The organism is Dawidia soli, assembly GCF_018598185.1.
In the GTDB taxonomy this organism is placed as follows: domain Bacteria; phylum Bacteroidota; class Bacteroidia; order Cytophagales; family Cyclobacteriaceae; genus Ohtaekwangia; species Ohtaekwangia soli.
This window is the reverse complement of the sequence record NZ_JAHESC010000009.1, coordinates 66,818-81,626: the sequence shown is the minus strand read 5'-3', so window position 1 is coordinate 81,626 and position 14,809 is coordinate 66,818. Positions and strand designations below refer to the sequence as shown.

Sequence of the window (14,809 nt, the reverse complement as noted above, 5' to 3'; positions counted from 1 at the left end):
GATTTTGGGGCGAAGATAGGGAAAAGAAAAGAATCCAGGGGCGGCCAGGCAGTCCAACCCCCGAATTCAACTCCAAAGTTTAGGTTAATGGCTCGATAGCGCCACATCCCGGATGCCGATGGTCTCCACCTTGATATTCCGGTTGGGTGCCGTCTGCATCTTAAAGTCCTGGATGATTTCCAGCACATCGTGGTCGATCGCCACCGAGTGAGAACCGTCAATGATCACTTTCGAATTCTCGGGCAGGTCGTCCAGGCTCAGCTGGATACTCGCCTTGTTCAGGAACGTCACCTCTTCCGACAGGCGGATCTTAATGATCTCGCCGTCGTGGTTCTTCTCCTGTGTGTAATGATAGGCGTGCTTGTAGTTCTTCCGCAGGATAAAGAAGATCGCAAAGACCATCCCGATCGCGATACCCTTCAGCAGGTCGGTAGCCAGGATGGCAACAACCGTGATGAAGAAGGGGAGGAACTGCTCCCAACCCAGTTTGTACATGGTACGGTACAGCGATACCTTGGAAAGCTTGTAACCCACCATCAGCAGGATCACCGCCAGCGAGGCCAACGGGATCAGGTTCAGGAACCGCGGTATAAAGATCGCCGACAGCAACAGAATGCCACCGTGCATCATGGCCGACAGCTTGCTCCGCCCACCCGCATTGATGTTGGCCGAGCTCCGTACGATCACCTGCGTGATCGGCAGACCTCCGATCATCGCCGAGATCATGTTACCCACGCCCTGCGCCTTCAGCTCGCGGTTGGTCGGCGTATTGCGCTTATACGGATCGAGCTTGTCGGTCGCATCGACGCACAGGAGTGTTTCGAGGCTGGCCACGATAGCCAGTGTGACCGCCGTAACATATACCTGCGGATTACTCAACGCGCCGAAGTCCGGCAATGTGAAAAAGCTCAGGAACTCGCCGGCAGTAGAGGCCACCGGTAACTGCACCAGGTGGTCGTTCCGAAGGATCCAGGCCGGGTTGATGGCCGCCATCAAGGCATTCAGGGCAATGCCCGTCAGTACGACAAATAGCGCCCCCGGCAGGAACCGGAAGAGTCCGATCTTGCGCATGAACGGCCGCTCAAAAAGGATCAACAACACAAGTGACACAATGCTGATCAGGATCGCGCCCGGACTGTTGTATTGAATGGCATAATAGATTTCGCTAAACGTGTTATGACTATCCGCTTGCGCGAAGGCAAAGTCGCCGACAAAGTCCTTGTCGTAGCCAAGGGCATGCGGGATTTCTTTCAGGATCAGGGTCAGGCCGATGGCCGCCAACATGCCCTTGATAACCGAAGAAGGAAAATAATAGGCAATGATCCCTGCCCGGAGGAAGCCCGCCAGAAGTTGGATCGCACCGGCCAGCACGCCCGCCATGAGCAGCGCTTCAAAGCTGCCCAGGGTCTTGATGGCCCCCAGCACGATCACAACAAGCCCGGCAGCAGGCCCGGAAACACCCAAGGAAGAGCCGCTAAGCCCGCCTACAATAATGCCTCCCACTATACCGGCAATAATGCCTGAAAAAACGAGATCTGTCCGGCCTGTGGAAGCCAACCCTATCCCCAGACAAAGGGGCAAGGCTACCAGGAATACCACCAGGCTGGCGGACATATCGTATTTGAGATTCTGAAAAGAAAATTCTGTCTTCATGTGTCGCAGACGTTCAAAAAAAATCGATTTATACTTCCTAACCTGTTACTACTTGACCATCCATGCGGTAGACGGGGGCATGATAGGTCTGGCCATCCATGGTGATTTCCAGGTCCTTGATCAAGCCCGTCTTCAGCTCGTACACCCAACCGTGTACGTAGGGAAGGTTTCGTTCTTTCCAGGCGTTTTGAATGATAGAGGTCTTTGCTACGTGGTTGACTTGTTCGATTACGTTCAGCTCGACAAGCCGGTTGACGCGGGCCTCCGGGTCTTTGATTTCATTTAATTGGTGGGTATGCATACCGCGCACATCCTTGATATGGCGCAGCCAGTTATCCACCAGGCCGTGTTGCTCTTCGCCCATGGCCGCCTTTACACCGCCGCAACCGTAATGGCCGCAGACGATCACGTGTTTTACTTTCAGGATATTGACCGAATAGTCCAGTACGCTCAGCATGTTCATATCCGAGTGCACCACCATGTTCGCGATGTTGCGATGAACGAAGATGTCGCCGGGTTGTGTGCGGGTGATTTCATTGGCAGGCACACGGCTGTCCGAGCATCCGATCCATAATACCTGTGGGCTTTGGCCTTGCGCCAGGCGTGTAAAGAATTCTGAGTCCGCATCGAGTTTCTCTTGTACCCACTGACGGTTGCCTTCCAATAATGACTTATATATGTCCATACGTTGATCGCTTTAAGAAAAAATAAACTGTTTATGAATACACCAGCCTGCCTTCCGTCTGCCGGCAAGGCGAAGCAAAATGCATAGCCTGCCCAGTACAGTAGACAGTAGGTTAGTACGTTGTAATAGTAAATGAATAGGATATACCGCTGGAAGCAGTACAGGTAAAAATGCCCGGGTTAGGCTTCGGGAGGTTGTATTTCGGTATCGCGTGTACCGGCGAGTGTTTTTTGGCCATGGCTGGCCATATAGGTAAGCTGTTGTGGAACAACAGAATAATCGTCGGGGGAGGTTCTGTGGTCGAGCAGGAGGTCTATTTCGGTAACACCTTTCAGGTCTTCGCTACCGTTGCCTCCAAAGACATCTTTCTCTTCTTCCGAAGCGGCCCCTGCGACAAGCTTGGCGATATTCTCCACCATCTTTTTGTTTTGGGTCAGCTTCAGGGCAGATACCTCCGCCAGAAAGAAGCTCATGTTCAGAAACACAACACCTGTAAACAGGGTTGCTAGCCTACGTACGACCTGGTTTCTGAAAACCTTCATTCCTCAAAAGTACGTGTTTTTTTCAAAATTGTTTTCCTTTCGCTTTATTGGAACATTAAATCGACATTAAAACGATCAGAACCACGCTTTTTACTATGAAACAACCTGATGCCCTGGCGCTTGTAGCAGAATTCCACAATACGTTCAAACACCCCGTGCTGGAGAAACCCGCCATTCCTTCTGAAGACCGCTGCAAACTACGTGTAGCCCTGCTGGCGGAAGAGCTGAAAGAATTGGAAGTGGCCATCCTGGAAAAAGACATTGTGGAAGTAGCCGACGCCTTGTGCGACCTGCAATACGTGTTGGCCGGTGCCATCCTCGAGTTCGGTCTCGGCGACAAATTCAAAACCCTCTTCGAGGAAGTGCAACGCTCGAACATGAGCAAGGCCTGCCGCACGGAAGACGAAGCCAAAGCCACCGTCGAACACTATAAAAAGAAAGACGGTACAGAGTGTTATTATACCGAAGAGAATGGCAAGTGGCTGGTATACCGTAAGTCGGATAACAAAACGATCAAGTCGATTTATTACAGCCCGGCCGACCTGGCAGGCATCGTAGAGTCTTACGTATAAAATTCGAACTGGAACACCATGTCCTGTCCGCTCAATTGCAGCGGGTTGATCGCGAGGATCTGCGACTCGTTGTAGGCCTTGATGAACTCCTGCCGGCTGATGCGCAGCTTGCTGAAACCCGGCTTGATGCGATGGTATTGCATCCGCCCCGAGCCGTTCGCAGTGGCACTATAGATATAGCTGTATTGCAGCGGGATCGGCGATGGAATATACCGCATAGTGCGTCATGGCTAAAGGTCTCTGAAATCAACGTGTGACATATTGTTCTGGCAGGCATTGTATTGGGCCAGCAACGTAAAAGCACCGGACGGCACATATTGAAACCGCGACTCGAGCTCATCGATCTTCAGACAAAGCTCGTGCACATAGAACCGGATCTGATCCAGGTTCCGGCAGGACGTAGGCGTTTCGAAGTTCCGCCGCGTGAACGATTCGAATTCTTGGTCGATCTGGGTACGAAGATGCTCGCTCATGGCGTTGTGCATTATTACACAATACTACGAAAAAATAGCATCTAGGGATACGTTTTGTGTGTAAAAATGCACAATCTTTTCTACACTCATAATCCTCAATGGAGGGGGATAGATCGCTTAAAATGGTGATTAAGTGTTTGATTGTTAATTAATTATGGGTTTGTGGACCGCAGAAATAGCAGGAGAGACGTGCTGCCCTGCGTTTCGTCGAAGTATATCCGTGCACGGGCGTGATGTTTATACCAGCCGTACGCGAACATGACCGCTGCCGAAATAATGACAGACAACAAACGTTTGACTGATAGCAATTCGTTTAAATCAGTATATTTAAAACACTAACGACCCCTATGGAACCTACTTCTAATCCCTTTCTTGATATTTGGCACTACTCGATGATAACGGGTGCGATACTCATGATAGCCGCCGGTATCATGATCTACCTGTTACACAAGCTGCGCGTCTCGACCATCAAGGACTACAAAGCCAAATACGATTACATCAACAAGAAAGAGATCCGGAACTACAAGAAGATGTTCGTGTGCTTTGCTGTGGCAGCCACGATGTTCATCAACCTCTACGGTATGGGCAAGCTCAACACAGTGGAGATCTGGTTCTTTGTACGGTTGTTTATGTCCATCGCCGGTGGCACGCTGGTGGCGTACGTGGCGTTTCTGGTACTGGACTACTACTATCCAACGGTGTTGAACAAAAAGCTGCGCAAGTGGCGGTACATGCCCCGCATCAGCAAAGATGGCAACACCATGCGCCTGCTGAGCGAAGAAGAGGAGGACGTACACCTGGAGGAAGGCATGCAGGCCGAGGAAAATGTGTTCTCAATTGACTACGATGTGTGGATGGATGAGAAATCAGGTGAGGTAAAAGTGGACAAGTATCCCGGTCACCTGCAAGCCCTGCGTTGCAACAGCTGTGGCTTTTATACGATGAAGATCGTGAAAGAAGAGATCACCCGTCACCCCAGCAAGGACGCTGCGGGCGAATTAATTAAGCACTTTCAGTGTTCCTACTGCAAGTCCGTGCGCGCTACAGCCTATAACATCTCCACAAAAGAAGCCGACGACTACCGCAAAGCGGGCATGCACACCTTTAAACGTAATAAGAACATCGACATGGTCCGGATCGAGATCCACTCCAGCATTTCAGGCAAGAAATTTTTTGAATTCCAGAATATGGAGCAGGCCCAAAAGTTTTTAGACGAATATGATGCTGAAAAAGGATCATAAGCCGGGCTTTTTACGTTATAGGAATCGGGGCATGGGATTTGCCTCTATGTAATACCAAAAATGACGGAGTGATGATGAAGAAAATGATTTTTGCAGGGTTGGCGAGCATAGCGTTGTTTGCAACAACCTTAGCCGCAAACGTATCTGACACAACCCGGCTGAAGCCCAAGCCCGTATATGGAAAGGAAGCTAAGGTGATCACCTACATCCTGGACAACAATCACTATCGCAAGCTGTCGCTCAACGATTCCATGTCCTCGGTCATCCTGGATGAATACGTGAAGAGCCTCGATAACAATAAAACCTATTTCACGGCGGCCGATGTGAAAAGCTTCGAGCCCTATCGCTACAAGATCGACGATCTGACGCGGGCCGAAAATGTGAACATAGCGTATGACATCTATGCCGTGTTCCGGAAACGGTTCAACACGCGTATGGACTACATTTTCAATACACTGCTCAAGCAACAATTCACCTACACGGCCGACGAATACTACGAGTCCGATCGTGACAAAGAGCCCTGGGCTAAGAATGAGCAGGAGCTTGACGAAGTGTGGCGTAAGATCGTCAAGAGCCAGGCCCTCAGCCTGAAGCTCGCCGGCAAGACGCCGGAGGACATCGAGCGGATGCTGCGCGAGCGTTACGAGCGCTTCAGCAAATCCATATTGCAATTCAACTCGGAAGACGTGTTCAGCATGTACATGAACAGCATTACCGAGTCATATGATCCCCACACCAACTACTTCTCGCCGCGTGCCGCCGACCTGTTCAAACAGCAGATGAGCCTGTCGCTGGAAGGTATCGGTGCCAAACTGCAGACCGAAAACGACTACACCAAGATCGCCGAGGTTATCCCCGGTGGCCCCGCCGATAAAAGCAAGCTCGTGCACAACAACGACCGTATCATCGGCGTAGCCCAGGGCGACGGCGACATGGTCGACGTGATCGGCTGGCGCATAGACGATGTCGTTAAGCTCATCAAGGGCCCCAAAGGCACTACGGTACGCCTGCAGATCCTGCCGGCCGAAACGGGACTGAACGGCCCACCCAGGATCATTCAGATCGTCCGCGACAAGATCAAGCTCGAAGACCAGCAGGCCAAGAAAAGCGTGATCCACTATCAGAAAGACGGAAAAGACATGAGCCTGGGCGTGATCACCCTGCCGAGCTTCTACATGGACTTTGACGCCTATCAAAAAGGAGATCCCAACTATACCAGCACCACCCGCGACGTACAGCGTCTCATCAAAGAATTGCAATCCGAAAACATCAGCGGCCTGGTACTCGACCTGCGCAACAACGGCGGTGGTTCGCTTACCGAAGCCATCGACCTGACCGGCCTGTTCATCAAAAACGGCCCGGTAGTACAGGTGCGGAACACCATCAATAAGACCGAAGTCATGACCGATAACAACCCGGCCATCGGTTACAACGGCCCGCTGGTTGTGCTCACCAACCGGTTTAGCGCCTCGGCATCCGAGATCTTTGCCGGTGCGATCCAGGACTATCACCGCGGCGTGGTAGTAGGAGAGTCCACCTTTGGAAAGGGCACCGTACAAACCGTGATCGATCTGAACCGTTTTATCAACGACCCCGCCAACCAGGTGGGCGAGCTGAAGCTCACGTTCCAGAAATTCTATCGCGTAACCGGCAGCAGCACCCAGAACAAGGGTGTAACCCCCGACGTATTGTTGCCTACCGCGCTGGACCCCGAACAGTTTGGTGAAAGCGCCAGCCCCAGTGCCATGCCCTGGGACGAGATCAACGGTACACTGTTCCAGAAGACCCCGGTCATCAACGACAAGGTGCTGACCAACCTCAATAAAGCCTACCAGGAGCGTCTGAAGACCGATAAGTCGCTGAGCCAGTTTGTGGTCGAGACCGATGAGATCCGCAAGAGCTATCGCGACACACGGGTGTCGCTGAACGAAGGCGTACGCAAGAAAGAAATGGAAGAGGCCGAACAGAAAAAGGCCACCAACACCAAAATGCAAGGCCATATTCCGAACAAGGAAGTGCCCGAGCCGAAGACCCTCGACGACCTGGATGACGAATATCTCCGCGAAGGCCTGTTTGTCCTGAGTGACCTGATCACCACCAAGATCGGCTGAGCCGGGGCATCCCGATAGAACCAGAAAGAGCGGAATTTCCGCTCTTTTTGTTTTTTGTAAGCCCTCCCAACTGCATGCATTTACATTTTAATTGCTATTTTGGACGACCTAGACTTTTTCTATGAGTGAAGAATTACTCAAGGCGATCATTCAACTTTTTGCCATTGTTGTACGCGAGCGCATTACCGAAGACGAGCGGAACAAGATAAAGGAATTCCTGGGCCTGCACCTTAACCGGGAGGCCACCAACTATTACCTCAAGCTCTTCGATGAGTTCTGCCAGGTAAACCAGATCAACGCCCGGCAGGAGCTTGACAACCTCGATGCCGACACCCAGCAGTTCGTAGACGACTGGTCTAAGATCATGCACATCATCAAGCAGGTGAACCAGGCCCTGACCATGCAGCAGAAGCTGGTGATGGTGGTCAAGATCATTGAGCTGGTCTATATCGACCGCACCGCGATCTCCGATCGTCAGGAAAACCTGATCTTCTACATAGGCCAGGCCCTGAGGATTCCCCAGCCCGACGTCCATGCGCTCCAGCAGTTTATCATCGGCCAGGACATCGACGAGCTGTTGTCCAAGCAGGTATTGGTGATCGACGAAGGCTCCGGTCACTACGATGGTCCCCGCATTATCGAAAAAGACCTGACCGGCCTCATCGCCATTCTCCGGTTGCCCGACGCCGAGACATACTTCATAAAATACCTCGGCATCACCACGCTGTACCTGAATAGCATTCTGCTCAAAAGCCGGAAGATCGACGTCTTTCCCACGGGCAGCACGATCCGCGGCGACAAGGTAGGACCGATCTATTACAGCGATATCATCGGCAAGTTTTTGACCGATGATAGCCGTACCGGCATAACCTTTACCGCCGACCACATCTTCTACCACTTTAAGAGTGGCCGCGCAGGCATTCAAAACCTGAACCTGGCCGAGCAGGGCGGCAAGCTTATCGGCATTATGGGCGCCAGTGGCTCGGGCAAGTCTACCTTGCTGAACGTCCTGAACGGCTCGGAAAAACCGTCCAGTGGCCGGGTGTTGGTCAACGGCATCGACATACACGAAAATCCGGAGAAGGTCAACGGCATCATCGGTTACGTACCGCAGGACGATCTGTTGATCGACGACCTGACGGTATTTCAAAACCTATACTATGCCGCCAAGCTGTGTTTTAATCATTATACCGACAAGCAGATCATCGACCTAGTCATGCGCACGCTCATCAACCTGGGCCTGACCGAGATCCGCGACCTGAAGGTAGGCTCGCCGTTGAATAAGACCATCAGCGGTGGCCAGCGCAAGCGCCTGAACATCGCCCTCGAGCTGCTGCGCGAGCCGACCATCCTGTTCGTGGACGAACCGACGTCGGGCCTGTCGTCGCGCGATTCGGAAAACATCATGGACTTGCTCAAGGAGCTGTCGCTGCGGGGCAAGATGGTGTTTGTGGTCATTCACCAGCCCTCGTCCGACATCTTCAAGATGTTCGACACGCTGATCATCATGGACGTCGGCGGCTTCCAGATCTACTATGGCAACCCGGTAGAGGCCGTGATCTACTTCCGCGACATCATCAATGCCGCCAATAAAATGCAGGGCGCCTGTCCGGAGTGTGGTAACATCAACCCCGAGCAGATCTTCAGCATTATCGAGACCAAGGTCGTGAACGAATACGGCCGCCTGACCAATACCCGCAAGGTATCGCCCGGGCAATGGTATCAATACTTCAAACAAAAGATCAAGATCCCGCGCCTCGAGCACTTACGCAACGAGCTGCCGGTCGTGCAGGAGATCCCCGATTGGTTCAAACAATGGAAGGTATTTATTACCCGCGACATTCTGTCGAAACTGGCCAACCGTCAGTACATGCTCATCAACGTGCTCGAAGCGCCGGTGCTGGCGTTCTTCATTGCGTTCATGGTCAAGTACTACAACGTGCTCGATGGCGAGGCAGACTATAGCTTTTACAACAACTACAACATTCCCGTATACTTCTTTATGAGTGTGGTGGTGGCGTTGTTCCTCGGCCTGACCATGAGCGCCGAGGAGATCTTCCGCGACCGTATCATCCTGAAACGCGAACAGTTTTTGCATTTGAGCCGCAGCAGCTACCTGGTGTCGAAGGTGGCCGTCATGTTTGCGTCGTCGGCGATCCAAACGCTGCTCTTTACCGTCATCGGTAATCTGATCCTGGAAATACCGCTCACCGAGATCCGTTACTGGGTGATCCTGTTCAGTTGCTCGTGTTTTGCCAACATGCTGGGCCTGAATATTTCGGCATCGTTCAACTCAGCGGTAACGATCTATATCCTGATCCCCGTGCTGGTTATTCCGCAACTGTTGCTGAGCGGTGTGGTGATCAGCTTTGATAAGTTCAACCCCCGCGTGGGCAAACCCGTAGGGGTGCCCATCATGGGAGAGACCATGGCGTCGCGCTGGGCATTTGAGGCCTATATGGTAACCCAGTTTAAAGACAATCCCTTTGAACGCCAGTTCTATGAGCTCGATAAGGTTGCGGCAGAATCGGACTACAAACGGGTATACTATATTCCCCAGCTGGAATCCCGGTTGGCCTACTGCCTGAACCACCCCAACAGCTGGCGCGTCAAACGCAACGACAATGTGGAGGCGTCGCTCAACCTGTTGCAAACCGAGATCAAAAACGAGTTGAAGTTTGTAGGCGATGCGCAGCTCCCCGAGGTCGAGCGCCTGGCCGTGGGTAAATTCGACTCGACGGTTTATCGCAAGACCGCCCGGTTCCTGAACGTACTCAAGAAGTACTACGCCCGCAAAATGGACCGCGCGGTAAAAGAGAAGGAGGGATTGATCACAGCCAGTACAAACACGCCCGAGAACGCCCGGGAGTATGAGCGTAACAAAGCCCGGTATGTAAACAAAGCCGTGACCGACGCCGTCAGGAACACGGCATCGCCCGACCGCATTGTGGAGTACGACGGAAAGCTGGTGCAAAAGATCTATCCCATCTACCAGGACGACCACCAGCCCGCCCACCCGCTGGACTTCTCCGCGAATTTGTACCAACCCACCAAGCCGTTCCTGGGCGGCCGGATCGATACATTATATTTTAACCTGGCGGTGATCTGGAGTATGACACTTGTGCTATTTTTGACCTTGTATTTCGACGCCCTGAAAGGACTCATCAAGGTGTTGGAAGGCAACCGCAAGTATAAACGAAGAGATAAATAACCACCGATCCCTATGAAACAGCGTAACCTTTTCTGCATGATGTGTGTGATCGCCACCCTAGCGCTGGCGTGTTCTGGCAAGAAGCAGGAAGCACACGAGCATGACACCGCCGCCGATGAATGGAAGGAAATGGACGACTTCCACATGCTGATGGCCGAAGCGTTCCACCCCTATAAGGACTCCGCCAACCTCGCACCCGCCAAGGAAAAAGCCGAGGCACTGGCGACCGGCGCCGAGCAGTGGAAGAATGCCCCGCTGCCCGAAAAAGTAAATAACGACGAGGTCAAAGCCGCCCTCGGCCAACTGGCCACCGATGCCACCGCCTTTGCCGCCACCGTTAAAGAAGGCGACGACAAGGCCATCGGCGAGTCCCTCAACAAGATCCACGACGAATTCCATCACATCCAGGAAATGTGGTACGGCGGGCACGGCCACGAGCACGAACACCAGCACTAAATCATCAGGGCAATGCCGGGCCAAAACCAGTGTTAAAGCACTGTTGTGGCACTGTTACAGCACTGTTGCAGCACAGATAAAGCACTATAAGGATGGCTGCTTTAACTATGCTTTATCAGTGGTCGGAAGATAGCGCATCTATGCGACCAACGTGGCTTTGACCTGGGGGCGGACCCTACTCCGTGGTAAAAACGTCATGATTAATTCCTTAAAAAATCTGTAACGTCGCCATCTTTTTGGCGACATATTGCGTATTGTAACCCATATGGCAGAAAAAAGCAGTGTTTTTGACATGATTGGGCCGGTTATGATCGGTCCTTCCAGCTCGCACACCGCCGGTGTTGTGCGCATTGCCCGAACAGCTTACAGACTGTTGGGCGGTCGTCCCGACGAAGCCGAGATCACCTTTTACAACTCCTTCGCCCGCACCTACGAGGGCCACGGCAGCGACCGCGCCATTATCGCCGGCTTGCTGGACTTTAAAACCGACGATAAACGCATTAAAGAGGCGCTGGACCTGGCCAGGGAGGCCGGATTGGAATACCGCTTTAAATCCGTCGGTAACGCGTCTACACTGCATCCCAACACCATCAAGCTGGTGCTGCGAAAAGGAGATGAGACCCTGGACGTGATTGGCGAGAGCCGCGGCGGTGGGCTGATCAACATCGCCGAGGTGAACGGCTTCAAGGCCGACTTCGGCGCCAATGCCCATACCGTCATCATCACGGCCGACGACGTCAAAGGAAGCATCGCCTTTATCGCCGACGTACTGGCGCACGACGACTGTAACATCGCCACCATGTCGGTGTCCCGCAAGGGCCGGAACGATATGGCCTGCCTGGTCATCGAAATGGATTCCGGCATCAAGGCTGTAACATTGGCGTACATCCGGAGTCTTAGCTGGGTAAAGCAAGTCATTTATATCCCCGATATTGATTGTTAGAGCAACGATGAGAACAACACTACGCTGGACGCTATTCTTTTTATGTGCGCCATTTCTGCTGCATGCGCAGCAAACACAGCCGGCCGCCGACACGGTGCCATCACCCGGTACGGTCTGGAACCTGAAACAATGTATAGACTATGCGCTGGTCAACAGTCTGCAAGTGGAACGTAGCAGCTACAATGTTGAAAACAGCAAATTAGATTATAATCTGTCCCGGGCAGAAATGTTGCCGTCGATCAATGGTTCCGCGCAGTACGGGTGGAGCTGGGGCCGTTCCCTGGTGCAGAACAACTATACCTATACGACGGGAGAACAACGTTCGGCCAGTGCGTCGCTTAATGCCTCGGTGCCGTTGTACAACGGTTTCCGGATCCAGAATTCTATTCGCCAGTACTCCCATACCTACGATGCAGCGAACCTGGATCTGCAAAAGACGAAAAACGATGTGATCCTGAATGTTGCGTCTTTGTATATCACGGTCGTATTTGATAAGGAGCAATTGGAAAATGCCAAATCGCAGCTGGCGTCCAGTCAGCAGCAATACGAACGTGCCAAAAAGCAGGTGGCCGCAGGCGCACTGCCCCGGTCGAATGAACTCAACCTGGATGCTCAGGTAGCAACCAACGAGGTAAATGTTATTACCCGGGAAAATAATCTTAATTTGTCGCTGCTGCGTCTAAAGCAAGCGTTGCAGATGCCGGCCGGATCGTCACTGGATGTGGAGATTCCGCAGATTGACGTCGAGGACCTGGTGCTCGGGCAGTCGCGCGACCAAATCTTCGATATTGCCCGGGAGACGATGCCCGAGATCAAAAGCGCTGATCTCAAGGTACAGGCTTCCTATTATGGTGTCAAGGCAGCAAAGGGTGATATGATGCCACGACTATCGGCAACGGCGTCTACAAACACCTTTTATTCCAGCAGTGCGGATGGGATGCGGTTTATTTCCGATGGTTCACCAGGAACACTCGTATATGACACGATCGGTAGTGTATACGGCGTGAAAGATCAATACGTATTATCACGTCAGTCCAGACTTGCGTATTCGGGACGGTATGTGGACAGCTATGGTTACCGCGATCAGTTGAAAGATAACGTTGGACGCACAGTGGGGCTTTCGCTGACTATTCCGATCTTGAATGGTTTCCGCTCACGCACGGCCTGGCAGCGCGCCGTCATTTCGCAGAAGATCGCCGAGGTCGATGCGAAAGAAACCTCCAACACCCTGCGCCAAAGTGTAGAGACGGCCTATAACGACGCCGTGGCAGCCGCCAAGACCTATAACTCTTCCCTGCGCCAGGTACAGGCCCGCGACGAAGCCTTCCGCATGACCAAGCAGCGCTTCGAAGCCGGCGCGACCAACTACGTGGAATACCAGGTCGCCGAAAACGACCTGTTCCAGGCCAAGTCCGACCTGGTGCGCGCCAAGTACGATTTTATCTTTAAGAAAAAAGTGCTCGATTTCTATCAGGGCAAGCCCTTAGCATATTAATACACCGACCGCAATGGCAAGACAAAAGCAACAATCCAACAAGCTCATCCTTTGGCTCGTAGTCATCGTGGGCGTTCTCCTGGTATTTGTAATCGTTGGTAAATCGGCCGGTTGGATCGGCAAGCCGAACGAGATCGAGGTCGAGTTCGCCAACGCCAAACGCGCGACCATCATTGAAAAGGTCAGTGCCTCGGGCACGATACAACCCGTAACGGAAGTGAAGCTGGCACCCGAAGTATCGGGCGAGATCCGCGAGCTGCTGATCGAAGAAGGCGACTCGGTAAACCGCGGCGACCTGCTGGTAAAGATCCGTCCCGACACCTGGGTGTCGCAGCTCGAGCGCGCCGAAGCGTCGATGAACCAGCAACGCGCGAACGAAGTATCCTCCGAAGCAGCACTGGCGCGTGCGGAGGCAACCTTCCTGCGCGCCGAACAAGAGTATAAGCGTAACGAAAAGCTGTGGAATGAAAAAGTTATAGCAGAAGCCGACTGGCAGCTGGCCCAGCAGAATTTTAAAGTAGCCGAGAACGATTTGAAGTCGGCGAAGCAATCGCTGCAAGCCGCGAAGTTTGTGGTGCGCAGCAGCGAGGCCTCGGTGCGCGAAGCGCGCGAGAACGTCCGCCTCACCAGCGTGCTGGCACCCATGGATGGAATCGTGTCAAAGCTCAGCGTAAAGAAAGGCGAGCGCGTAGTGGGAACACAAACCATGGCCGGCACCGAAATGCTGCGCATCGCCGACCTGAATGCCATGGAAGTACGCGTAGAGGTAAATGAGAACGACATCGTACGGGTACACATCGGCGACACGGCCATCATCGACGTAGACGCCTATTCAAACCAGGAGAAGGAATTTAAGGGCGTGGTCACACTCATCGCCAACACCGCCAAGGAGAAGACCTCGGCCGACGCTATTACCGAGTTCGAAGTGCGGATCCTGATCCTGAACTCGTCATACAAAGACCTGATCCAGGAAGGGAGGCGCTATCCGTTCCTGCCCGGCATGACGGCCAGCGTAGACATTTTAACACGACGCAAGGCAAACGTACTGTCGGTCCCCCTGGCGGCGGTGACAACGCGCGGCCAGGACGATCAGGAGAAAAAGGACGACGAAAAAGGCCCGTCGCGAAACGACCAGCCGGCAAGCGACAACAATAAGGCCGCGAAGAAGGAGCAGATAAAAACGGTGGTGTTTGTGAACGACAAAGGCACAGCGAAGATGGTTGAGGTGAAAACCGGTATCAGCGATTATGATAACATAGAAATTATTTCAGGTGTCAGCGATAGCACCCAGGTGATCACAGGTCCGTTTTTGGCGGTATCCAAACGTTTGAAAGACGGCGACAAGGTCCGCCAACAGGAAAAGGACGCGGCATCAAAAAAATAAACCTGCGTGGACTCAGAAAAGCCCTGATCGTAATCGGGGCTTT

The 14,809-nt window shown here is 52.8% G+C and carries 13 protein-coding genes; 8 read left to right on the top strand and 5 right to left on the bottom strand.

Annotated elements, in window-relative coordinates; all coding sequences use genetic code 11:
- Positions 1 to 84: 84 nt before the first annotated feature.
- The 3 genes from KK078_RS08290 to KK078_RS08280 all read right to left on the bottom strand — a co-directional run bounded on the left by KK078_RS08290 (position 85) and on the right by KK078_RS08280 (position 2,880).
- Positions 85 to 1,653 carry a SulP family inorganic anion transporter gene (locus KK078_RS08290; protein ID WP_254089788.1) on the bottom strand — a complete coding sequence of 523 codons (1,569 nt, stop codon included), beginning with the start codon at positions 1,651 to 1,653 and terminating at the stop codon, positions 85 to 87.
- A 37-nt stretch (positions 1,654 to 1,690) separates the two neighbouring features.
- Complete coding sequence (locus KK078_RS08285) at positions 1,691 to 2,338, bottom strand: carbonic anhydrase (protein ID WP_254089787.1); 648 nt, start codon at positions 2,336 to 2,338, stop codon at positions 1,691 to 1,693.
- Between the two features lie 179 nt (positions 2,339 to 2,517).
- A complete protein-coding gene (locus tag KK078_RS08280) occupies positions 2,518 to 2,880 on the bottom strand; it encodes a hypothetical protein (protein WP_254089786.1) in 363 nt (120 codons plus the stop codon).
- Positions 2,881 to 2,975: 95 nt separating this feature from the next.
- Here KK078_RS08280 and KK078_RS08275 point away from each other — a divergent pair, with 95 nt between their 5' ends.
- Positions 2,976 to 3,452: a nucleoside triphosphate pyrophosphohydrolase family protein gene (locus tag KK078_RS08275; RefSeq protein WP_254089785.1), complete on the top strand. Its 477-nt coding sequence runs from the start codon at positions 2,976 to 2,978 to the stop codon at positions 3,450 to 3,452.
- On the opposite strand, the gene KK078_RS08270 is transcribed toward KK078_RS08275, so the two are convergent.
- Positions 3,443 to 3,670, bottom strand: a complete 228-nt coding sequence (locus KK078_RS08270; RefSeq protein WP_254089784.1) for a hypothetical protein — start codon at positions 3,668 to 3,670, stop codon at positions 3,443 to 3,445. The two genes, KK078_RS08275 and KK078_RS08270, sit on opposite strands and share 10 nt — an antisense overlap.
- A 12-nt stretch (positions 3,671 to 3,682) precedes the next feature.
- Complete coding sequence (locus KK078_RS08265; RefSeq protein ID WP_254089783.1) at positions 3,683 to 3,925, bottom strand: hypothetical protein; 243 nt, start codon at positions 3,923 to 3,925, stop codon at positions 3,683 to 3,685.
- Positions 3,926 to 4,272: 347 nt separating this feature from the next.
- On the opposite strand from KK078_RS08265, the gene KK078_RS08260 reads away from it, so the two are divergent.
- The 7 genes from KK078_RS08260 to KK078_RS08230 all read left to right on the top strand — a co-directional run bounded on the left by KK078_RS08260 (position 4,273) and on the right by KK078_RS08230 (position 14,766).
- On the top strand, positions 4,273 to 5,166 hold the full coding sequence (locus tag KK078_RS08260; protein ID WP_254089782.1) for a hypothetical protein: 894 nt from the start codon (positions 4,273 to 4,275) through the stop codon (positions 5,164 to 5,166).
- A gap of 71 nt (positions 5,167 to 5,237) precedes the next feature.
- Positions 5,238 to 7,277 (top strand): carboxy terminal-processing peptidase, encoded by a 2,040-nt coding sequence (locus KK078_RS08255; RefSeq protein WP_254089781.1) that lies wholly within the window; start codon positions 5,238 to 5,240, stop codon positions 7,275 to 7,277.
- A 121-nt stretch (positions 7,278 to 7,398) separates the two neighbouring features.
- Positions 7,399 to 10,488, top strand: a complete 3,090-nt coding sequence (locus tag KK078_RS08250) for an ATP-binding cassette domain-containing protein (protein ID WP_254089780.1) — start codon at positions 7,399 to 7,401, stop codon at positions 10,486 to 10,488.
- A 12-nt stretch (positions 10,489 to 10,500) separates the two neighbouring features.
- Entirely contained in the window at positions 10,501 to 10,944 is a 444-nt protein-coding gene (locus KK078_RS08245) for a hypothetical protein (RefSeq protein WP_254089779.1), read from the top strand.
- 265 nt (positions 10,945 to 11,209) lie between these two features.
- Positions 11,210 to 11,887: an L-serine ammonia-lyase, iron-sulfur-dependent subunit beta gene (gene sdaAB, locus KK078_RS08240; RefSeq protein WP_254089778.1), complete on the top strand. Its 678-nt coding sequence runs from the start codon at positions 11,210 to 11,212 to the stop codon at positions 11,885 to 11,887.
- A gap of 7 nt (positions 11,888 to 11,894) precedes the next feature.
- Complete coding sequence (locus tag KK078_RS08235; RefSeq protein WP_254089777.1) at positions 11,895 to 13,382, top strand: TolC family protein; 1,488 nt, start codon at positions 11,895 to 11,897, stop codon at positions 13,380 to 13,382.
- 13 nt (positions 13,383 to 13,395) lie between these two features.
- Complete coding sequence (locus KK078_RS08230) at positions 13,396 to 14,766, top strand: efflux RND transporter periplasmic adaptor subunit (protein WP_254089776.1); 1,371 nt, start codon at positions 13,396 to 13,398, stop codon at positions 14,764 to 14,766.
- The last annotated feature ends 43 nt before the right edge of the window (positions 14,767 to 14,809 follow it).